The sequence below is a fragment of the Paraplanobispora takensis genome (assembly GCF_016863195.1).
In the GTDB taxonomy this organism is placed as follows: Bacteria; Actinomycetota; Actinomycetes; order Streptosporangiales; family Streptosporangiaceae; genus Planobispora; species Planobispora takensis.
On sequence record NZ_BOOK01000039.1, the window covers coordinates 115,464 to 134,842 of the forward strand.

Here is a 19,379-nt window from a genome sequence, read left to right on the forward strand (position 1 = left end):
CTCACAGAATATAACGAGGGGGAAACGTGCTCCGGGTGCTGCGGATGCGGGACTTCCGGTTGCTGTGGGTGGCACGGCTCAACGCCACCCTCGCCGCCGGTCTCCTGGTCGTCGCGGTCCCCGCCCACATGTACGCGGTGACCGGCTCGGCGCTGGCGACCGGGCTCACCTTGGCCGTCGAATACCTGCCGGTCCTGGTGCTGGGGCCGTTCGCCGGGGTGGTGGCCGACCGATGGGACCGCCGGCGCCTGATGGCCGGCACCGACCTCGTCCGCGTGCCGGTGGTCTGCCTGCTGCTGTTCGCCCGGACCCCCGAAACCGTCTGGCTCGTCTATCCGGCGGTGCTCGCGGAAGGTGCGGCGGCGACGCTGTTCCGCCCGGCGGCGCAGGCCCACACCCCCGCCGTCGTCGGCACGGGCCCCGCGCTGACCGGCGCGAACGCGCTCAACGCCGTCACCTCCGGCACCGTCGGCCTGGTGGCGGCCCCGCTCGGCGCCGCGCTGTTCGCCGCCTTCGGGATCGGCGCCGTCGTCACCGCCTCGGCCGCGGGCTATCTGGCCTCGGCGACGGCGATCGCGTTCACCCGGCCGTACTCCCGCGACCGGGGCCCTTGCCGGCGCGTCCCCGCCGAACTGCGCGACGGGCTGAGCCATCTGCGGCGCTCTCCCGTCGCCCGCGCCCTGCTGGCCGCCGGCGGCGTCTACCTGGCGGCGAACGCGGCGCTCACCGCGATGCTGGTGCCGTTCGGGGTGACCTATCTCGGCGGCGGCACGAACGTCGGCTGGCTGCTGTCGGCCCTGAGCGCCGGTTTCCTGCTGGGCGCGCCGATCAGCCGGAGGATCGTCGAGCGGTTCTCCGCCCGGACGGCGATCGGCTGCGGACAGATCCTGGTCGCCGGCGCGTTCTGCGTGATGTTCAACGCCCGGTCGATGCCCGTGGCGCTGATCGCGGCGTTCCTGCTCGGCATCCCCGGTGTGACGGTGCTGGTCGCCGTGCAGACCTGGGTGCAGCGAACCAGCCCGGCGGCGCTTCTCGGCCGTGTCAGCGCGGCCTTCCTCACCGTCGAGGCCGCCGCGACGGTGCTCGGCGCGTTCGCCGGCCCCGCCCTGAGCGAACTGGCCGGCCCGCCCGTCGCCCTGAACGCCGCCTGCGCCACCACGCTCGCAGCCGCGGTCCTGACCTTCTGCCTGGTACCGGGCTCCCTCTCCCGCCCTTCGAGCACGGTTGCCCACGGTGATCGCAAGATGACGGAGTCCGTACGAAGGCCTGCGAGATCAGACGGCTCAACGTGAGAATACGGGGATGTCGACTGTTGAGATCGACGCGAGCGGCAGGACGCTCCACGGGTTTCCCGGTCTGCGCTGCCGATAGCGGTGACGAGCAGCCGGAGCGTGGCTGTACGGGTTCGCCGCCGGGTCATGGAACGCGGGTCGGGCGGCGGGCGCGCAGTGTGCGCCAGAGGGCGGTGGTGCCGAGGGCGGCGGCGATGCAGGCCGCGGGGACGGCCGGCAGGACGTAGCGGTGGTCGAAGTCCAGCGCCGCGATCGGGCCCAGGAACAGGAACACGCCCGCGGCCCAGGGCAGCAGGGCCGTACGGCGGCGCCCGATCGCGCCGAGGCCGCCCAGGAGGAGGAGTGCGCCGAACAGCGGGCCGTGCAGGACGCCGGGATAGCGGTAGGCGGCCAGCAGGCTCCCGTACGGCTCGACGGAGGACAGTCCCCGGATGCCGGGGTCGTACTCCGTGCGCACCTTGTCGATCAGCGGGAACGCGGGCAGGTCCCAGGACCCCTGGGGGAACGACAGGGCCGGGGACACCCGAAGGGGATGGCGGACCGGGGTCGGGGCGAAGGCGAGCGAGGCGTCCCGGGCGATCTCGCGGACGTAGTCCAGCGGCTGCGCGGCGATGGCCCGCAGGGCGAAGGAGCGGGCCAGTTCGTTGTGCGAGAACCGGTCTCCGGGCAGCCGGTTCAGTGACGCTCCCGGGGCCCACACGTACTCCGAGGCGGCGTCCACGACCGTGCCGTTCGGGCAGAGCCTGGCCTCCTCGGCCGGAGGCTTGATCACCGAGCAGTCGGCGAACGTCATCGTGCGCGCCCACAGCGCCACGCCGTCCGAGCCGCTGAGCGCGAACCGGTCGTGGTGGTGCCGGTACCAGCCCGCGTAGGCGGCCAGCGGCAGCAGCCCGGCCAGGGCCAGCGCGACCACCGGGCGCCACCCGGCCCGCCGCAGCACCAGATGGAGCAGGACCAGGCCGAGCAGCGGGACCGCGGCCGTGCGGGTGAGCCCGGCCAGCGCCAGCAGCAGGCCCGCCGCGGCGGCTCCCCGCACCGACAGCCTGGCCCGCCACAGCAGGACCGTCAGGGCGGCCACGATCAGGAAGGTGACCTGGGTGTCGGAGAGGACGGCGTGCTCGAGCCTGGCGAACGCCGGATCGAACAGGACGGGCAGGGTCGCCGACGTCGCCCCCCAGGCGGGCAGCGCGTTGCGGCGCAGCACCAGATAGATCATCAGGCCCATGCCGAGCCCCATGACGTGCTGCACGCCCGCGACGAGTTCCACGCTGTGGAAGGGCCACAGCAGCCGGAGGAACGCGGAGTACCCGGCCGGGTGGAACGCGCCGGCGGGCTTGAGGTGGACGGCCGTGTCCAGGTAGGTGAAGGAGTCGTACCAGTAGAGCTGGGCGGTGTCGTAGCCGAGCATGACCAGGCCGCGCAGCGCCGCGGCCAGGGCGAGCACGACGGCGAACGGCGTGTGGGCCGTGCGCAGGGCCCGGATCAGGGCGTGCCGTACGGCCCGGCGCCCGTCGTGTCGTACGGCCTGGCGTTCGTCATGCGGCGCGCGGTCGGCGGGTGCGGCGGGTCCGGTCTCGATGTCGCCGGATGAGGTGGGCATGGACGGTCCCCCGGTCCGGGGCCGGACGGTTTCCGGCACGGTGGGACGCAGTCCAGCGATCGATCGATAACCTCGCTGTCACCGAATCCGGTTATGTCCGCGTTATGCGGTTCCTGGCATGCTGGCGGACTCGAAGATCATGGAGGCGCTTTGCGAGTTCTGGTCGCCGAGGACGAGCGGATGCTCGCCGACTCCATCGCGGAGGGGCTGCGCGGGGAGGCGCTCGCCGTCGACGTCGCCTACGACGGGGAGGCGGCGCTGGAACGGCTCCACGTCCACGAGTACGACGTGCTCGTCCTGGATCGGGACCTGCCGGGCGTGCACGGGGACGAGGTGTGCAGGGCCGTGGTGGCCGACGGCGCCCTCGTGCGCGTCCTGATGCTCACCGCCGCGAGCGACGTGCGCTCACGGGTGGAGGGCCTGTCGCTCGGCGCCGACGACTACCTGTCCAAGCCGTTCGCCTTCGAGGAACTGGTGGCGCGCGTCCACGCTCTGGGCCGCCGCACGCGCCCGGCCGACCCGCCGATGCTGGAGCGGGCGGGCATCCGCCTGGACCGGGCGCACCGGCAGGTCTTCCGCGACGGGCGGTACGTGCCGCTGTCCCGCAAGGAGTTCGGCGTGCTGGCCGAGCTGCTGCGCGCCGACGGGGCGGTGGTCTCCGCCGAGACGCTGCTGGAGAAGGTGTGGGACGAGCACATCGACCCGTTCACCAACACGGTGCGGACGACGATGATGAAGCTGCGCCGCAAGATCGGTGATCCGCCGGTCATCGAGACCGTCACGGGAGTGGGGTACCGGATCCCGTGACCCGCAACATCCGTCTCCGCACCGCCCTGGCCTGCGGCGGGGCGTTCCTCGTCGCCGGCTTCCTCGTGCTCGTCGCCGTCTCCGGCATCGTCCGGCAGAGCCTGGAACCCCGCGACGGGCTGCGGGAGCCCGAGTGGATCCGGGTCTCGGGAAGTTACTACCCGCCCTGGAGCCAGGAGTACCGCGTGGCCCAGCAACGGGTCGCGCAGGTCCGGCGGATCTATCAGGCCGACACGATCAAGAATGTGCTCACCGTGGGCGCTCTCGCGGTTCTCGCGGGCGCCGGGGTCGCGACGGCGGCCGGTTGGCGGGTGGCCGGATGGACGCTCGAGCCCGTCCAGGCGATGACCGCGAGCGCGCGGCGGGTCGCCGAGAGCCATGATCTGTCCGGGCGCATCGGCCGCGACGGCCCGGACGACGAGCTCAGGGAGCTCGCCGACGTCCTCGACACCATCCTGGCCCGCCTCGCCCGCTCCTACGACGGCCAGCGGCGCTTCATCGCCAACGCCTCCCACGAGCTGCGCACCCCGCTCACCATCAACCGCACCCTGGTGGACGTGGCCGTACGGCGGCCCGACGCGACCGAGGACGTCAGACGGCTCGGAGAGGCCCTGCTGGTGGTCAACACCCGGCACGAGCGGCTGATCGACGGCCTGCTGGCACTGACCGAGGGCGAGCAGGCCGTACTGGACCGGCGGCCCTTCGACCTGACCGACGTGGTCGAGCACGTGCTCGACCTGGCCGCGCAGGAGGCGCGGGAGCGGGAGGTGACCATCCACCGGCTGCTGGACCCCGCGCCGACCGCGGGGGAGCCGGTGCTGATCGAGCGGCTCGCGCAGAACCTCGTGGAGAACGCGATCCGGCACAACCACGCCGGAGGCCAGGCATGGGTGTCCACCCGGTCCCGGGCCGACCGGGTGGAGCTGGTGGTGGCCAACACCGGGCTGCCCGTCCCGGCCTACGAGATCGACTCGATCTTCGAGCCGTTCCGGCGGCTCCACGGCGACCGGCTGCGTTCCGAGCGCGGCAGCGGGCTGGGGCTGTCGATCGTCCGGGTCGTCGCCGAGGCGCACGGCGGCACGGTGAGCGCCAGCCCCCGGGAGGAGGGCGGTCTCAGCATCGCGGTGGAACTGCCCCGGGCCGACGTCTGACCCCGGACAGTCCGGATGCCGGACGGCCGGGCCCGGCGCCGGGCGTGCGAACGCCGTACGGCCCGCACCACGGGGGCGCGGGCCGTACGGCGTCCGGAGCGTCCGGAGGTGGATCAGTGCGCGGCGGATCCGTCCTGGCGGGCCCGCTTGGGGAGCATGAAGGCCAGGACGAAGGTCGCCCCGGTGAGCCCGACGGTCAGCAGCGTGACCAGTCCGGCGGCGTCCAGGAAGCCGTGGATGTGCGGGCGGTGACCGATGGTGCTGAAGAAGACGGTTCCGAGGACGGCGACGCCGAGCGAGGCGCCGAGCTGCTCGAACGACGACACCAGGCCGGAGGCCGAGCCGATCTCACGCTCGTCGAGGTCGGCCAGGATGATGTCGAACAGCGGGACGAAGATCATGCCCATGCCGATCCCGAAGGCGACCATCGGGGCGGCCAGGTCCCACCCGCCCAGGTCGCTCCCGGCGGTGGAGAAGACCAGGTAGAGGCCGACGAGCGCGGCGGTCATCACGGCCAGGCCGATGTGCAGGATGCGCCGGCCGAGCCTGTTCATCATGGTGCCGCCGAAGATGGAGCCGATGAAGGCGCCGGCTGCCCAGGAGATCATCGTCAGGCTGGCGTCCAGCGGCGTGTAGCCCAGGCCGAGCTGGAGGAACAGGCCGACGGCCAGGGAGAACCCGGTGATCGCGCCGAAGAAGATCACCGCGAACGCCACGCCGGAGGTGTAGGAGCGCTTGGCGAGCACGCCCAGCTCGACCAGCGGGGTACGGCCGGAGCGGGCGCGGCGCAGCTGGTGCCAGACGAAGGCGGCGAAGACCGGGACCGAGGCGGCGAGCAGAATGAGCGACCAGGCGGGCCAGCCCATCTCGTGCCCCTGGACCAGCGGATAGACCAGCAGCGACATCCCGGCCGCGGCCAGCAGCGCGCCCACCAGGTCGAGACGCTGCCCGCGGGCCACCGGCTCGGCCTCCGGCAGCACCTTCCAGCCGACGAACAGGGCGAACGCGCCGAGCGGCAGGTTGATCAGGAAGATCATGCGCCATCCGGTGCCGAGCACGTCGGCCTCGATGAGCAGACCGGCGACCACCGGCCCGAGGATCGTGGCCAGCCCGATGACCGGCCCCAGGGCGGCGAACGCCCGGCCGACCTCGCCGCCGAACAGGTCGCGGATGAGGCCGAAGGACTGCGGCACCATGACCGCCGCGAACGCGCCCTGCAGGATCCGGGCGCCGATCAGCGTCTCCGGCGACATCGCCAGGGCGCAGAAGGCGGAGGTGACGAGGAAGCCCGTGACTCCGATCATCATCATCCGCTTGCGGCCGTACATGTCCCCGAGCCGTCCGCCGGTGAGCAGGCCCACGGCCATGGCCAGCGTGTACCCGGCCGCGACCCACTGCAGGGCGGCGAGGGATCCGCCCAGGTCGGCGCGGATGACCGGGGCGGCGACGTTGGCCACGGTCGAGTCGAGCAGGTTGAGCAGGTCCGCGGCGAGTACGGCGAACAGTCCCAGCCACCGGCGCGGGTGCCGTACGGCGACCGGCTCGGCCGGGACGGTGGTCGGAGCGGCGGCCGGGGCGGGAAGAGTCTGGGCGGTCATGGTCTCGGGCCCTTCTGGGAGAGCGGTGACCCGTCTATCGGATCGGAACCATCTATTCCGATACTATCAGAACGGAATGCTTCATTCCATAAGGGTGGCCAAGATTTGTCCGGCGCCGAGTCGGCAGGGGGCACGGCGGGCATGCCGGGTGCCGCCGGCCCGTGGGGATGCGTGCGTGGCGGGCCGCGCACCGCCGTACCCACCCTCGGCCATAGGGCTCACCCGTCAAGGCCGGCGTCGGGTCGGAACGGCTTCGCCGCACCGGGGCCTGGAGAAGGCGCCGGTGCGGCGAAGGGGGATCGGGCCCTGGTGGGAGTCGGCCCGGCGGGGGTCAGCCGAGCTTGTGGAAGAACTGGCGGAGGTCGCCGACCAGGAGGTCGGGGGCGTCGTGGGCCGACCAGTGGCTGCCGCGGTCGAACTCGTTCCAGGAGACGATGGCGGCGTGGTCGCGCTCGGCGAAGCGCCGGAGCGGTGTGAAGTCGTAGGCGAAGGCGGCCAGGCCGATGGGGACGGTGGTGGGCTCGGCCGGGTGCCGGGCGTGGTGGTCCTCGTAGTAGAAGCGGGCCGACGAGGCGGAGGTGTTGGTCAGCCAGTAGATCGCGGCGTTGGTGATGACCACGTCGGGGTCGACCGCCTCCCCGAGCAGCTGGCCGGCCCAGGCGAGCTGCCCGGCGGGCGAGTCGGCCAGGGCGTGCGCCAGGTTCTGCGGCTTGGTCGCCTGGAGCTGCGCGTAGGCCGACATCTCCTCGTTGAAGGACTGCAGGAACGCCAGCAGCTCCATGTCCTTCTGCGACAGGCCCTCGAACTCGGCCGGGTCCCCCGAGGGGAAGGAGAAGATCTGGGTCACGTGCACGCCGATGACGTGCTCCGGATCGACGCGCCCGACCTCGGGGGAGATCAGCGACCCGGCGTCGTTGCCGTGCGCGCCGTACCGCTCGTAACCCAGGCGGTGCATGAGCTCGGCCCACGCGCGGGCGACGCGGTGGCGGTTCCATCCCCGCTCCCGGGTCGGACCGGAGAAGCCGAAGCCGGGGATGGACGGGATCACGACGTGGAAGGCGTCGGCCGGGTCGCCCCCGTGGGCCCGGGGGTCGGTGAGCGGGCCGATCAGGTCCAGGTACTCGACGATCGTGTTGGGCCAGCCGTGGGTGAGGATCAGCGGCGTGGCGTCGGGCTCGGCCGAGCGGACGTGCAGGAAGTGCACGGTCTGGCCGTCGATCTCGGTGATGAACTGCGGGTACTGGTTGATCTTCGCCTCCCAGGCCCGCCAGTCGTACTCGTCGCGCCAGCGCTCGACGAGGCGCTTGACGTAGGACAGCGGGACGCCGTACTCCCAGCCGGGCGGGACCGGGCCGGTCTGCGCCCCGCCCGCGGCGGGGTCGGGCGGCAGCTCCTCGGCCCAGCGGGTGCGGGTCAGTCGATCCCGGAGGTCGTCGAGGTCGGCTTGCGGGATCTCGACGCGGAAGGGGCGGATCTCGGTGCTCAAGGACTTCTCCTCTGCGATCACTGGAGCGGATCGATCTGTTCCAATAATATCAGAACGGAATGATTTGTTCCACAAAAGAGGTCGGCGATCTCGGAGGTGACGGCGATACGGGCACGGCCGGACATGGACATTGAGCCGCCTTGTCCAGATAATTCGGTGAATCTACGGATCGCGACTTCCGTCATCGCGGCTCCCCGTCAACTCCCGGTGATCTCCCATGCCCGGGTGACAGAAGGGCTGCCCCATGAAACGGACCTCCCGCCTCCTGACGCTCACAGTCTCGCTCTTGTTGGCGTTCGCGGGAATCCTCATCACACAGACATCGGCCCACGCGGCCAACCTGCTGCAGAACCCCGGTTTCGAGAGCGGCGCCCTCTCGCCCTGGTCCTGCTCGGGCGGGCTCGGATCGGTGACCGGCTCCCCGGTCCGCTCCGGCACGAAGGCGCTGGCCGGCGCGGTCAGCGGCTCCGACACCGCCCGCTGCTCCCAGACCGTGGCCGTCCGGCCGAACACCGCCTACACCCTGACCGCCTGGGTCCGCGGCAACTACGTGTACCTCGGCGTGACCGGCGGCGGCTCCACCTGGACCCCGTCGGCGACGGCCTACACGCAGCTGACCGTCTCCTTCACCACCGGGGCGAACCAGACCGGCGCCGAGGTCTATCTGCACGGCTGGTACGGCCAGGGCACCTACCATGCCGACGACATCGGTCTCGACGGGCCCGGGGGCACCCCGACGCCCACCGCCACGCCCACGGTCACGCCGACCCCGACGATCACGCCCACGGTCTCCCCGACCCCCACGGTCACCCCGACCGTCACCCCCACGGTCACGCCGACGGGCGACACCTGCCCGGTGAAGTCCAGGCCCGCGGGCAAGGTGCTCCAGGGCTACTGGGAGAACTGGGACGGCGCGAGCAACGGCGTGCACCCGCCGTTCGGCTGGACGCCGATCACCGACGCGCGCATCCGGCAGCACGGCTACAACGTCGTCAACGCCGCGTTCCCGGTCATCCGCTCCGACGGCACCGTGCTGTGGGAGGACGGCATGGACGCCACCGTGAAGGTCGCCACCCCGGCCGAGATGTGCCAGGCCAAGGCCGCCGGCCTGACGATCCTGATGTCCATCGGCGGGGCGACCGCGGGCATCGACCTCAGCTCCGCCGCCGTCGCCGACCGCTTCGTCGCGACCGTCGTGCCGATCCTGAAGAAGTACAACTTCGACGGCATCGACATCGACATCGAGACCGGCCTCACCGGCAGCGGGAACATCAACCAGCTCTCGCCCTCCCAGAGCAACCTCATCCGCATCATCGACGGCGTGCTCGCCCAGATGCCGTCCGACTTCGGCCTGACCATGGCCCCGGAGACGGCCTACGTGACCGGCGGCAGCGTCACCTACGGCTCGATCTGGGGCGCGTACCTGCCGATCATCAAGAAGTACGCCGACAACGGCCGCCTGTGGTGGCTGAACATGCAGTACTACAACGGGAGCATGTACGGCTGCTCCGGCGACTCCTACTCCGCGGGCACCGTCCAGGGCTTCACCGCCCAGACCACCTGCCTGAACAACGGCCTGGTCATCCAGGGCACCACGATCAGGGTCCCCTACGACAAGCAGGTCCCCGGTCTGCCCGCCCAGCCCGGAGCCGGGGGCGGTCACATGTCGCCCTCCCTGGTCGCCCAGAGCTGGAACGCCTTCAACGGCAACCTCAAGGGGCTGATGACCTGGTCCATCAACTGGGACGGCTCGAAGAACTGGACCTTCGGCGACAACGTCAAGGCCCTGCAGGGCCGCTAGGAACCTGAGGGCCGTTCCCGGACGTCCGGGAACGGCCCTCGGGGGGTCACGGCTCGATGCGGTGCGCTCCGGCGTAGACGTTGAAGCGCTCGCCGCGCAGGAAGCCGACCAGCGTCAGGCCGAACTCCCTGGCCAGGTCCACCGCCAGGGAGGACGGCGCGGAGACCGCGCACACGACCGGCACGCCCGCGGTCAGGGCCTTCTGCATGATCTCGTAGCTGGTCCGGCCGCTGACCATGAGGACGTGCCCGGTCAGCGGGAGACGCCCCTCCAGCATGGCCCAGCCGGTGAGCTTGTCCACCGCGTTGTGCCGTCCCACGTCCTCGCGGAGCGCCACCAGCCCGCCGTCCGGGGTGAACAGCCCGGCCGCGTGCAGCCCCCCGGTCCGGCCGAAGACGCCCTGGGCGTGCCTGAGCCGGTCCGGCAGGCCGTACAGCACCTCGGGCGAGACCCTCAGGTCGCCGGAGACCGGCAGGGGGGCGCAGCGGTCGCGCAGGGCGTCCAGGCTCGCGGTGCCGCAGACCCCGCAGGCGCTGGAGGTCAGGAAGTGCCGGTCGAGGGAGGGCAGATCGGGCAGGCTGTCACCGCGCAGCCGTACGGTGACCGTGTTGTAGCGCGCCTCCGGCGCGACGTCCTCGTCGGTGCAGTAGGAGACGGACGCGATGTCGCCCGGCGCCGCGACGCCCTCGCCGTACAGGAACCCCGCGGCCAGCTCGAAGTCGTGCCCCGGCGTCCGCATGGTGACGGCCACGGTCCGGCGCGACGGCGGGGCACCGGGGGCGGTGACGGTCAGGCGGATCTCCAGGGGTTCCTCGGTGGCCAGGTCGTCGCGGCGCTCGCGTACGGCTCCGCCGGTGACCTCCCGGATCCGGACGCGGCTGATCGGACCGGGCCGTCTGAGGGCCTGCGCGTCCCTGGGGTCTCGGGGGAGCGGGCCGGCGGTCACGGGGAGAGCTTCGCGATCGTGGCGAGCGCGTTGTAGTCGGGGATCCTCGCGGCAGGGGACCGGCGGGCCGCGTCCAGCAGGACGTTGCCCTCCGGCCAGTGGATCTGCAGGTTGCCGGGCATCAGCGGGGCGCGCAGGACCCGGCCGCGGAAGGTGCGCCCGCCGGTGACCGAGCGCAGCTCCACGGGGGCGCCGTCGGCCAGGCCGAGCCGGTCGGCGTCGTGCGCGCTCATCAGCACGGCCTCGCGGGTGGCGCCGTTGAAGCCGTCACGCCGCTCGTGGACCATGCTGTTGAACTGTTTGCCCCGCCGGGTGGCGACCATGAACGCCCCGTCCGGGCGCTCCAGGGCGGGCAGGGCGACCGGGGAGAAGCGGCCGTGCCCGTCGGCGGTGGGGAAGCGCCCGTCCGGGCACAGGTGCCGCCCGCCGTACTGGACGTTGTCCCCGAACTCCGACAGGCCCGAGATCCCCGCGTAGAACGGCACGGCCCGCTCGATGTCGGCGCGGATCTCGGCGGTGCCCGTGTAGCCGATCCGGTCGGCCAGCTCGGGGCGGGCGCGGGCGGCCAGCTCGGTGAAGATCCGCCACTCGGGCCTGGCCTCGCCGACGCGCGGGCCGGGGACCTCGGGGGAGAAGATGATCCGCCGCTCGGTGGAGGTCTCGGTGACGCCGCCGGCCATCTCGTAACGGGTCTGGGCGGGCAGCAGCAGCACGTCCCCCTCGCAGGGCACCAGCATCTGCGAGGACAGGACGATGTCGACGTGCACGCGGAGCTTCAGCCGGGACAGGGCCTCGCGGCAGTAGCCCGGGTCGGGCAGGACCTCCAGGAAGTTGCCGCCGCTGGAGACCAGGACGTCCAGCTCGCCCGCGTGCGCCGCGTCGATCATGTCGGTCGCGGTCAGGCCGGGCGCGGCGGGCACCTCGAAGCCCCACAGCTCGCCGAACCTGCGGGCGTTGTCCTCGGTGACCGGCAGGCCGCCGGGCAGGCCGGTGGCGTAGGCGCCCATCTCGGCGCCGCCCTGCACGCCGCTGTGCCCGCGGATCGGCATCAGTCCGCAGTTGTCGCGGCCGACGAAGCCCCGGGCCAGCGCCAGGTTGACGATCGAGCGGACGTTGTCCTCTCCGTAGGTGTGCTGGGTGATGCCCATCGACCAGACCAGCACCGCCGAGCGCGCCTCGCCCAGTAGCCTGGCCAGCTCGAACATGCTCTCCCTGCTCGCCCCGGACAGCGCCTCCAGCGCCTCCCACGACTGCTCGGCGACCGCCTGCCGTACGGCCTCGAAGCCGGTGGTGTGCGCCTGCACCCAGGCCTCGTCCACCCAGTCGTTCTCGATGAGGTGCTTGAGCACGCCGTTGAGGAAGCCGATGTCGCCGCCGACGTTCACGCCGAAGAAGTGATCGGTGATCTTCGTGCCGAACACGGCGGACTCGGCGTTGGACGGCACCCAGTACTTGTCCATGCCGGGCTCGCGGTAGGCGTTGACCATCGCGATCCTCGTGCCGGCCTTCTTGGCGTGGTAGAGGTACTTCATCGCGACCGGCTGGTTGTTCGACGGGTTGGACCCGATGAACACGATCAGGTCCGAGCCGATCCAGTCGGTGTAGGAGCAGGTGGTCGCCGCCGCGCCGATCGTCTCCTTCAGCGCGACGGTCGAGGGCGAGTGACAGATGCGGGCGGCGTTGTCCACGGAGTTGGAGCCCAGCGCCCGGACCGCCTTCTGGGCCGCGAAGTAGTTCTCGTTCGGCACGCCCCGGCTGGTCAGATAGACCCCGAGCCGTCCCTCCCGCAGGTGCGGGGCGGCCAGGTCCAGTGCCTCGTCCCAGCCGATCCGGGTGAAGCCGGGCTCGCCCGCGCGGCGCAGCATCGGGTACGGCAGCCGCCCGAGGTCGCGCAACTCGGCGCTCTTGCGCCGCTCCAGGCCGGAGACGTCCCGCAGCGCCGAGACGTCCAGCGCGGGCATGGTGTTCAGCTGGAGCAACCGCAACCGGATGTTGCACAGGTGGATCTCGTCCATGGTCCAGTCGCGCATGCCCTTGGTGCCCAGCGCGCACCCGTCGCAGGTCCCCTGGGTGAGGATCCGCCAGGCGTAGCGGCGGTTGCCCTTCACCGAGCGGAACGCCTTGACCAGCTCCAGGTAGTTGTTCGGCTTGCGCTCGCCGATCCCGAAGGGCTTCCAGCCTGCCCAGTTGCGCGGGTCGAGACGTCTCTTCATGTGTCCATTTTCGCCCTCCCCGGGGAGTGCGGATAGCCGGAGGGCGTCGATCGGCGCAACCTGTGATCGCGGTATCCGCTGGTCATCGTCCTGTCCGTACCCCGGCCGGTCCCCGCGCGGGGGAAGATAGGGGGGTGCCGGACTCCCCCTTCTCCGATCTCGACCGCCCCCCGCTCTCCCAGGCGGCGCTCAGCCACGCCCTGGTCCGTCCAGGAAGCCTGTGGTCCGACATCGCCGTCGTCGACAGGACGGGCTCGACCAACGCCGACCTCGCGCACACCGTGCGCGACGGCGCCCGCCAGGGCGCCGTGATCGTGGCGGAGTCGCAGTTCGCCGGGCGCGGCCGGCTCGGCAGGAGCTGGTCGGCCCCGCCGCGCTCGGCCCTGACGTTCTCGGTGCTCCTGCGGCCCGACCCGCCGCCGGCCAAGCAGGGCTGGCTGCCGCTGCTGGCCGGCCTGGCCGCCGCCTCGGCCGTGCGCCGGCTGGCGGAGGTCGACGTGCGCCTGAAGTGGCCCAACGACCTGCTGATCGGGGAGCGCAAGCTCGCCGGGGTGCTCGCCGAGCGGGTGGACAGCGCGGTGATCATCGGGATCGGGCTCAACGTGAGCCTGCGCGCCGAGGAACTGCCCGTGGAGACCGCAACCTCGCTGGCCCTGGAGAAGGCCGCCTGCACCGACCGCGACCCGCTGCTGCGGGCGGTGCTGCGGGAGATCGAGACGCACTACCGCGAGTGGTCGCAGGCGCACGGTGACGCGGACGCCTGCGGGCTGCGGGCCGCCTACCTCGCGACCAGCGCGACGGTGGGACGGCGGGTCCGGGTGGAGCTGCCCGGGGAGCGGGTGCTCACCGGGTGGGCCACCGGGGTCGACGCCGCGGGCCACCTGATCGTGGACGCCGACGGGCGGGAGCACACCCTCAGCGCGGGCGACGTCGTGCACGTCCGCCCGGACGTCCCCTGACGCGGGGCGCGCGGCCGTCTCCCGGCGGGGACGCATGGCCGTCTCCTGACGCGGGGCGCGCGGGCGTGCCACGATTTGCCCATGGGTCTCCCCGATCATCACCTCACGGAGGGGGAGCGGCGCATCCGGTCGTTCCACCCTCACTGGAAGCGCCTGGTCATCCCGCTTCTGGCGCTGCTCGTCATCGCCGCCGCCTCCGGCGCCGCGATGTTCTTCATGCCGGCCTTCGCCTACGACCTCCACGCCCGGGTGGCGGTGGGCGTGGTCGCCGTCGGGCTGCTGACCGTCTGGTCGTTCGTGCCGTACCTGCAGTGGAAGAACACCTCGTACGTGCTCACCTCGCACCGGCTCACGATCAGCACCGGCGTGCTGAACAAGTCCCACGACGACATCCCGATGAGCAAGGTCAACACGGTCAGCGCGGACCAGACGCTGATGGAGCGGATCCTCGGCTGCGGCACGCTCATCGTCGAGTCGGCGGGGGAGCAGGGCCGGATCGTCCTGCGCGACATCCCCGACCTGCAGAACGTGCGGGCCGAGCTGTTCCACGCCCTCGACGAGGCCGCCGACGGGCAGCCGGGGGGACGGCCCGATGAGCGCGCCTGAGGGGCGCGGACGCCCGGGAGGGGGCGCCGGTGCGCTCTACTGAGGCGGTGCACTCCACTGGGGCGGTGCGCCGGGTCGGGATGGTGCGCCGGGTCGGGATGGTGCGCCGCGTCGGGATGGTGCGCCGCGTCGGGATGGTGCGCCGCGTCGGGATGGTGCACTGTACTGGGGCCGGGAAAGGACGCCCATGAGCGGAAGGGGGAAGATGGAGCACGAGGAGTCGCCGGGCCGTCCGACGGCGGAGGAGATCGAACGGCTCTTCGTCGGTCCGCCGCCCCGCCACACCCGGATCCAGGTCGCCGAGAGCTCCGGGGTCCCCCAGGAGCTGACCGAGCGGATCTGGCGGGCGCTGGGATTCCCCACGCTCCCGGACGACGCCGTGGCCTTCACCGACGCCGATGTGATCGCGCTGAAGCGGGTCCGGGCGATGATGGAGAGCGGCCTGCTCGACGAGCAGACCGTCATCCGGATGACCAGGGCGCTGGGGCAGACCACGGCCAGGCTCGCCCAGTGGCAGGCCGAGATCATGATCGGCGCGATGCTCGATCCCGGCCGCCCGCCCACCGACGCCGACCTGGCGGCGGTCATGGAGACCGCGCGGGAACTGCTGCCCGACTTCGAGCTGGTCCTGGTCCACGTCTGGCGGTCCCAGCTGGCCGCCGCCGGCACCCGGCTGCTGACCATCACCGACATGAACGAGGAGGTCCTGCCCACCCGGCTGATCCTCGCGGTGGGCTTCGCCGATCTGGTCTCCTTCACCCGGGTCTCCCGCGAGCTGGACGAGTTCGGCCTGGCCGAGCTGGTCGAGGGGTTCGAGTCCCAGGCCGCCGACGTGGTGGCCGCGCACGGGGGCCGGCTGGTCAAGACCCTCGGCGACGAGGTGCTGTTCACCGCCGCCGAGCCCCGTACGGCCGCCGCCATCGCGCTGGACCTCGTCGACGCGATCGGCAGGGACGGTCCCCAGGTCCGGGTGGGGCTGTCCTACGGCCCGGTGCTGCCGATGATGGGCGACGTCTTCGGGACCACGGTCAACCTGGCGGCGCGCCTGACGGCCGTCGCCCGGCCCGGGACGATCGTCGTCGACGGCGGGCTGGCCGACGCCGTGGAGGAGGCGCCCGGGCTGGAGACGCACCGCATCCGGCGCCGCCCGGTGCGGGGGCTGGGCGTCGTCCAGCCGTACGTCCTGCGCAGGGCCTGAGCGTGCCCGTACGTCCCTGGAAAGGGCTGGTAGGCCATCTAACGTCTCGTTCGTCCTGAAAGACCTTTCCCTTCAGATGGATCCATGTGGCCCAGGTCACGTAGGCAAGCCTTACCAAACTGGGTTACCTTAGGTGTGCCTTACCTATGTGTTAGTCTTTCTCGAGAGGTCCCTCCCTCGCCATGTATGTGTGTGTCTGCCGCGCGGTGACTGAGAACGAGGTGCATGACTGCATCGCCGCAGGAGCGAAGAGCGCTCGGCAAATCCGCGACACCACCGGCGCCGGGAGCGACTGTGCTTCTTGCGTGCGCAGAATCTGTGCGATCCTGAAGCGGTCTGAGGATTTGACGACCGCCGCATAACAAGGAGCCCGCCGATGCAGGGCGACAAGCAGATCATCGAAATGCTGAACGAGCAGCTCACCGCCGAGCTGACCGCGATCAACCAGTACTTCCTGCACGCCAAGATGCAGGAGAACTGGGGATATACCAGGCTGGCGAAGCACACCCGTGACGAGTCCATCGACGAGATGCGCCACGCGGAGAAGCTGACCGACCGGATCCTCTTCCTGGAAGGCCTGCCGAACTACCAGAGGCTGGGCACTTTGCGCATCGGCCAGACGGTGCAGGAGCAGCTCCGGGCCGACTTGGAGGTCGAGCTGGAGGTCGTCCGGCGCATCAGTCCGGCGATCGGTGTGATGAGGGAGAAGGGCGACATCACCTCCGCCCGCCTCTTCGAGGACATCCTCGCCGACGAGGAGCACCACATCGACTATCTCGAGACGGAGCTGTCGCTCATCGAGAGCCTCGGCGAGCAGTTGTATCTGGCCCGCTACGCGGAACCGCCGTCGGCTTCCTGAGAGAACCGCCCAGACACGCCCATCGGATCCCTTCCGGTCGGGCGTGTTCTTTTTGTCCGAGGGCGATCGAGGAAGCCCTGACCGTTCGCGGGGTTCCCGCGGCGGGAGCCGTACCCCTTCTCGGGGACCGGTGCGGGATGACTAACCGGGATTTATCAGTGTTTGCCCAGGTCAATAGATAGGTCAACGGCAAGTCAAACCGCGCGCTATGCCCGGGAAACGATCGCCTAAGGTCCTACGCTCTCAACATGACCTGCGTACTTCTCGCCGAGGATGACACCTCGATCTCCGAGCCGCTGGCGCGCGCACTGCGCCGTGAGGGCTATCAGGTGGAGGTGAGCCCCGACGGCCCACAGGCCTTGGAGAGGGCTCTGTCGGGTGGCATCGACTTGATCGTTCTTGACCTGGGCCTTCCCGAGATGGACGGCCTTGAAGTGGCCCGTCGCATCCGCGCCGAGGGCCACGGCACTCCGGTGCTCATACTCACCGCCCGCGTCGACGAGGTGGACACCGTGGTCGGTCTCGACGCCGGGGCCGACGACTACGTCACCAAGCCGTTCCGCCTGGCGGAGCTGCTGGCCAGAGTCCGCGCCCTGCTGCGGCGCGGCACGTCCGAGACGCCCGTGGTCCAGGGCGTCCGCATCGACGCCGACTCCCGGCGCGCCTGGATGGGCGACAAGGAGCTGCACCTGACCACCAAGGAGTTCGACCTGCTCCGCGTGCTCGTGCGCGACGCCGGCAAGGTCGTCACCCGCGAGCAGATCATGCGGGAGGTGTGGGACACCAACTGGTGGGGCTCCACCAAGACCCTGGACATGCACATCTCCTGGTTGCGTCGCAAGCTCGGCGACGACGCCGCCAAGCCGCGCTACATCACGACGGTTCGAGGGGTCGGCTTCCGGTTCGAACGCGAGTAGGCGATGCGCCGCCGCCTGCTCTCCTCCACGCTGCTCGTCGCGGCCATCGCGGTGCTGCTCCTCGGCATCCCGCTGGGGGTGCTGGTCAACCGCCTGATCCAGGAGGAGGCCATCCAGGGGCTTTCCGGGGAGGCCAAGAGCCTTCTCAACGAGGTCGACTACGCCCGGACGCAGGACCAGCCGATCGATCCCGAACAACTCAAGAGGAAATATCCCGACCGCCACATACTGATCTACGCCAAGGGAACCCCCCCACAGGTGACCCAGGTGGGCACGGAGCCGGCGCAGGAGCGCAGGCTCAACGCGACCGCCGAGTCGGAGAGCGGGATCTACGTCTCCGTCAGCCGTGACAAGACCCAGATCGAGCAGCAGATCCACGCCTGGCTCCTGCTCATCGTGGTGCTCGCCGCGGTCGCTCTGGCGGTGGCGGTGGGGCTCGCCGTGGTGCAGTCACGCCGGCTGACGCTTCCGCTCCGCGACCTGGCCATGATCGCCGAACGGCTCGGCTCGGGAGAGGCCCGGCCGAGCAGGCACCGCTACGGCATCCAGGAGCTCGACCGGGTGGCCGAGGTGCTGGACCGCAGCGCCACGCGGATCGCCGACCTGCTGGCCAGGGAGCGCGAGTTCGCGACCGACGCCTCCCACCAGCTGCGCACACCGCTCACCGGCCTGACGATGCGCCTGGAGGAGATCGTGGCGGCCGCCGACGACCCCGTCGTCGTCAAGGAGGAGGGCGAGGCCGCGATCGTGCAGGCCGAGCGGCTGACCGCGGTGATCGACGAGCTGCTCGCCGCGGCGCGCAGGCAGCGCCACGCCCAGACCTCGGTGGTCGAGCTCGACGCCCTCCTGGACCAGCAGTTCATCGAGTGGGGCCCGGCCTTCAGCCGGGTCGGCAGGAGGCTGGTCCTGTCCGGCACGCGGGAGCTCAAGGCCCTGGGCACCAGCGGCGGGATCAGCCAGGTGGTCTCCACTCTGCTGGAGAACTCCCTGAAGCACGGTGGCGGCCCGGTGACGGTGACCACCAGCAACACCGACAAGTCGATCGTGATCGAGATCGCCGACCAGGGCGACGGGATCTCCGAGGAGATCGCCCCCCGCGTCTTCGAACGGAACATGAGCGGCGCCGGGGGCACCGGTCTGGGACTGACCCTCGCACGGGCGCTGGCCGCCGCCGACGGCGGACGTCTGGAGCTCGTACGGCCCCGCCCGGCGGCCTTCGCCATCTTCCTGCGCCCGGTGGGCGACTCCGGCCGGAACCGGGTGGTCAGCGGACCCGCCTGATCGGGGTGGCCGGCGTGTGCCGCCGCAGGATCGGCGTGGTCAGGCGGCCGGGGGACCGGCGCGACCGGGGGTCAGTGGACCCGCGTGGTCTCGTCGGGGAGCTCCCGGGGGATCTCCTCCGTGGCGGCCAGGAAGACCCAGCGCTTGTAGGACCAGAACCGGAACAGCGTGCCCAGCACCGTGCCGACCAGCAGGGCGGCGTTGTAGCTCAGCGGGTCGTGCAGGCCGAGCGTGTAGGTCACGAAGCCGATCACCAGCATCGAGATCAGCAGGCCGATGCCGTTGAGCAGGAAGAACAGGAAGTACTCGCGGGCGAGTCCCGACTGCTCCCGGTGCCGGAACGTCCAGAAGCGGTTGCCCGCGTAGGCGAAGGTCGCCGCGATGATCGTGGCCACGACCTTGGACGTCAGCGGGCCCCAGCCGAAGCCGAAGCGCAGCAGGTTGGTGGAGCCGAAGTCGATCACGAAGGCGATGGCTCCGATGGTCCCGAACTTGGCCAGCTCGCGCGCCAGACCGGCGAACCGCTCGTAGGCGTGTCGAAGGAACTGCACGTCTGCTGCACGGTCCTTTCCTGGGTCGGCTGCGGATCCGCCGCGGGGGATTGTCTGCCAGTGGATCTCCGGCACTTCTGCCAGGCTACCGGTGGTGCCGCGGGCTCCGCGCAG

At 71.2% G+C, this 19,379-nt stretch carries 18 protein-coding genes; 11 read left to right on the forward strand and 7 right to left on the reverse strand.

The window, feature by feature from the left end; genetic code table 11:
• Nucleotides 1–26 precede the first annotated feature (26 nt).
• A complete protein-coding gene (locus tag Pta02_RS27415) occupies nucleotides 27–1,292 on the forward strand; it encodes an MFS transporter (protein ID WP_203877826.1) in 1,266 nt (421 codons plus the stop codon).
• A gap of 124 nt (nucleotides 1,293–1,416) precedes the next feature.
• Here Pta02_RS27415 and Pta02_RS27420 read toward each other — a convergent pair whose 3' ends face one another.
• The gene (locus tag Pta02_RS27420; RefSeq protein WP_239131264.1) at nucleotides 1,417–2,892 is read right to left on the reverse strand and encodes a hypothetical protein; all 1,476 of its coding nucleotides are present in this window, start codon (nucleotides 2,890–2,892) and stop codon (nucleotides 1,417–1,419) included.
• Nucleotides 2,893–3,042: 150 nt separating this feature from the next.
• Between Pta02_RS27420 and Pta02_RS27425 the strand changes: the two genes are divergently transcribed.
• The gene (locus Pta02_RS27425) at nucleotides 3,043–3,699 is read left to right on the forward strand and encodes a response regulator transcription factor (RefSeq protein WP_203877827.1); all 657 of its coding nucleotides are present in this window, start codon (nucleotides 3,043–3,045) and stop codon (nucleotides 3,697–3,699) included.
• Complete coding sequence (locus tag Pta02_RS42035) at nucleotides 3,696–4,850, forward strand: sensor histidine kinase (protein WP_203877828.1); 1,155 nt, start codon at nucleotides 3,696–3,698, stop codon at nucleotides 4,848–4,850. Before Pta02_RS27425 ends, Pta02_RS42035 begins: the two co-directional genes overlap by 4 nt.
• 113 nt (nucleotides 4,851–4,963) lie before the next feature.
• On the opposite strand, the gene Pta02_RS27435 is transcribed toward Pta02_RS42035, so the two are convergent.
• The 3 genes from Pta02_RS27435 to Pta02_RS27445 all read right to left on the reverse strand — a co-directional run bounded on the left by Pta02_RS27435 (nucleotide 4,964) and on the right by Pta02_RS27445 (nucleotide 8,119).
• Nucleotides 4,964–6,448 carry an MFS transporter gene (locus Pta02_RS27435; RefSeq protein ID WP_203877829.1) on the reverse strand — a complete coding sequence of 495 codons (1,485 nt, stop codon included), beginning with the start codon at nucleotides 6,446–6,448 and terminating at the stop codon, nucleotides 4,964–4,966.
• A gap of 331 nt (nucleotides 6,449–6,779) precedes the next feature.
• Nucleotides 6,780–7,934 (reverse strand): epoxide hydrolase family protein, encoded by a 1,155-nt coding sequence (locus Pta02_RS27440; RefSeq protein WP_203877830.1) that lies wholly within the window; start codon nucleotides 7,932–7,934, stop codon nucleotides 6,780–6,782.
• 17 nt (nucleotides 7,935–7,951) lie between these two features.
• Entirely contained in the window at nucleotides 7,952–8,119 is a 168-nt protein-coding gene (locus tag Pta02_RS27445; protein ID WP_203877831.1) for a hypothetical protein, read from the reverse strand.
• 101 nt (nucleotides 8,120–8,220) lie between these two features.
• Between Pta02_RS27445 and Pta02_RS27450 the strand changes: the two genes are divergently transcribed.
• Nucleotides 8,221–9,735, forward strand: a complete 1,515-nt coding sequence (locus Pta02_RS27450) for a glycosyl hydrolase family 18 protein (protein WP_239131265.1) — start codon at nucleotides 8,221–8,223, stop codon at nucleotides 9,733–9,735.
• 46 nt (nucleotides 9,736–9,781) lie between these two features.
• Here Pta02_RS27450 and fdhD read toward each other — a convergent pair whose 3' ends face one another.
• Together fdhD and Pta02_RS27460 are read right to left on the reverse strand one after the other, a co-directional pair.
• Nucleotides 9,782–10,618 carry a formate dehydrogenase accessory sulfurtransferase FdhD gene (gene fdhD, locus Pta02_RS27455; protein WP_203877857.1) on the reverse strand — a complete coding sequence of 279 codons (837 nt, stop codon included), beginning with the start codon at nucleotides 10,616–10,618 and terminating at the stop codon, nucleotides 9,782–9,784.
• Between the two features lie 59 nt (nucleotides 10,619–10,677).
• Nucleotides 10,678–12,894 (reverse strand): FdhF/YdeP family oxidoreductase, encoded by a 2,217-nt coding sequence (locus Pta02_RS27460; protein WP_203877833.1) that lies wholly within the window; start codon nucleotides 12,892–12,894, stop codon nucleotides 10,678–10,680.
• A 134-nt stretch (nucleotides 12,895–13,028) separates the two neighbouring features.
• Between Pta02_RS27460 and Pta02_RS27465 the strand changes: the two genes are divergently transcribed.
• The 7 genes from Pta02_RS27465 (at nucleotide 13,029) to Pta02_RS27495 (ending at nucleotide 18,714) form a co-directional block, all read left to right on the forward strand.
• Nucleotides 13,029–13,853, forward strand: a complete 825-nt coding sequence (locus Pta02_RS27465) for a biotin--[acetyl-CoA-carboxylase] ligase (RefSeq protein WP_203877834.1) — start codon at nucleotides 13,029–13,031, stop codon at nucleotides 13,851–13,853.
• Nucleotides 13,854–13,934: 81 nt separating this feature from the next.
• Nucleotides 13,935–14,459 carry a PH domain-containing protein gene (locus Pta02_RS27470; protein ID WP_203877835.1) on the forward strand — a complete coding sequence of 175 codons (525 nt, stop codon included), beginning with the start codon at nucleotides 13,935–13,937 and terminating at the stop codon, nucleotides 14,457–14,459.
• 187 nt (nucleotides 14,460–14,646) lie between these two features.
• The gene (locus tag Pta02_RS27475) at nucleotides 14,647–15,657 is read left to right on the forward strand and encodes an adenylate/guanylate cyclase domain-containing protein (protein WP_239131266.1); all 1,011 of its coding nucleotides are present in this window, start codon (nucleotides 14,647–14,649) and stop codon (nucleotides 15,655–15,657) included.
• 182 nt (nucleotides 15,658–15,839) lie between these two features.
• A complete protein-coding gene (locus Pta02_RS27480) occupies nucleotides 15,840–16,019 on the forward strand; it encodes a (2Fe-2S)-binding protein (RefSeq protein WP_203877836.1) in 180 nt (59 codons plus the stop codon).
• A 14-nt stretch (nucleotides 16,020–16,033) separates the two neighbouring features.
• Nucleotides 16,034–16,516, forward strand: a complete 483-nt coding sequence (gene bfr, locus Pta02_RS27485) for a bacterioferritin (RefSeq protein ID WP_203877837.1) — start codon at nucleotides 16,034–16,036, stop codon at nucleotides 16,514–16,516.
• 248 nt (nucleotides 16,517–16,764) lie between these two features.
• Entirely contained in the window at nucleotides 16,765–17,433 is a 669-nt protein-coding gene (locus Pta02_RS27490; protein WP_012888073.1) for a response regulator transcription factor, read from the forward strand.
• A gap of 3 nt (nucleotides 17,434–17,436) precedes the next feature.
• A complete protein-coding gene (locus tag Pta02_RS27495; protein WP_203877838.1) occupies nucleotides 17,437–18,714 on the forward strand; it encodes an ATP-binding protein in 1,278 nt (425 codons plus the stop codon).
• 71 nt (nucleotides 18,715–18,785) lie between these two features.
• On the opposite strand, the gene Pta02_RS27500 is transcribed toward Pta02_RS27495, so the two are convergent.
• On the reverse strand, nucleotides 18,786–19,265 hold the full coding sequence (locus Pta02_RS27500) for a GtrA family protein (RefSeq protein ID WP_203877839.1): 480 nt from the start codon (nucleotides 19,263–19,265) through the stop codon (nucleotides 18,786–18,788).
• Nucleotides 19,266–19,379 lie beyond the last annotated feature (114 nt).

Coding starts and splice junctions, on each gene's coding strand:
- Pta02_RS27480 (WP_203877836.1), top strand. CDS start 15,840: ATGTATGTGTGTGTCTGCCGCGCGGTGACTGAGAACGAGGTGCATGAC.
- Pta02_RS27435 (WP_203877829.1), bottom strand. CDS start 6,448: ATGACCGCCCAGACTCTTCCCGCCCCGGCCGCCGCTCCGACCACCGTC.
- Pta02_RS27490 (WP_012888073.1), top strand. CDS start 16,765: ATGACCTGCGTACTTCTCGCCGAGGATGACACCTCGATCTCCGAGCCG.
- Pta02_RS27495 (WP_203877838.1), top strand. CDS start 17,437: ATGCGCCGCCGCCTGCTCTCCTCCACGCTGCTCGTCGCGGCCATCGCG.
- Pta02_RS27475 (WP_239131266.1), top strand. CDS start 14,647: ATGAGCGGAAGGGGGAAGATGGAGCACGAGGAGTCGCCGGGCCGTCCG.
- Pta02_RS27470 (WP_203877835.1), top strand. CDS start 13,935: ATGGGTCTCCCCGATCATCACCTCACGGAGGGGGAGCGGCGCATCCGG.
- bfr (WP_203877837.1), top strand. CDS start 16,034: ATGCAGGGCGACAAGCAGATCATCGAAATGCTGAACGAGCAGCTCACC.
- Pta02_RS27420 (WP_239131264.1), bottom strand. CDS start 2,892: ATGCCCACCTCATCCGGCGACATCGAGACCGGACCCGCCGCACCCGCC.
- Pta02_RS27460 (WP_203877833.1), bottom strand. CDS start 12,894: ATGAAGAGACGTCTCGACCCGCGCAACTGGGCAGGCTGGAAGCCCTTC.
- Pta02_RS27445 (WP_203877831.1), bottom strand. CDS start 8,119: ATGACGGAAGTCGCGATCCGTAGATTCACCGAATTATCTGGACAAGGC.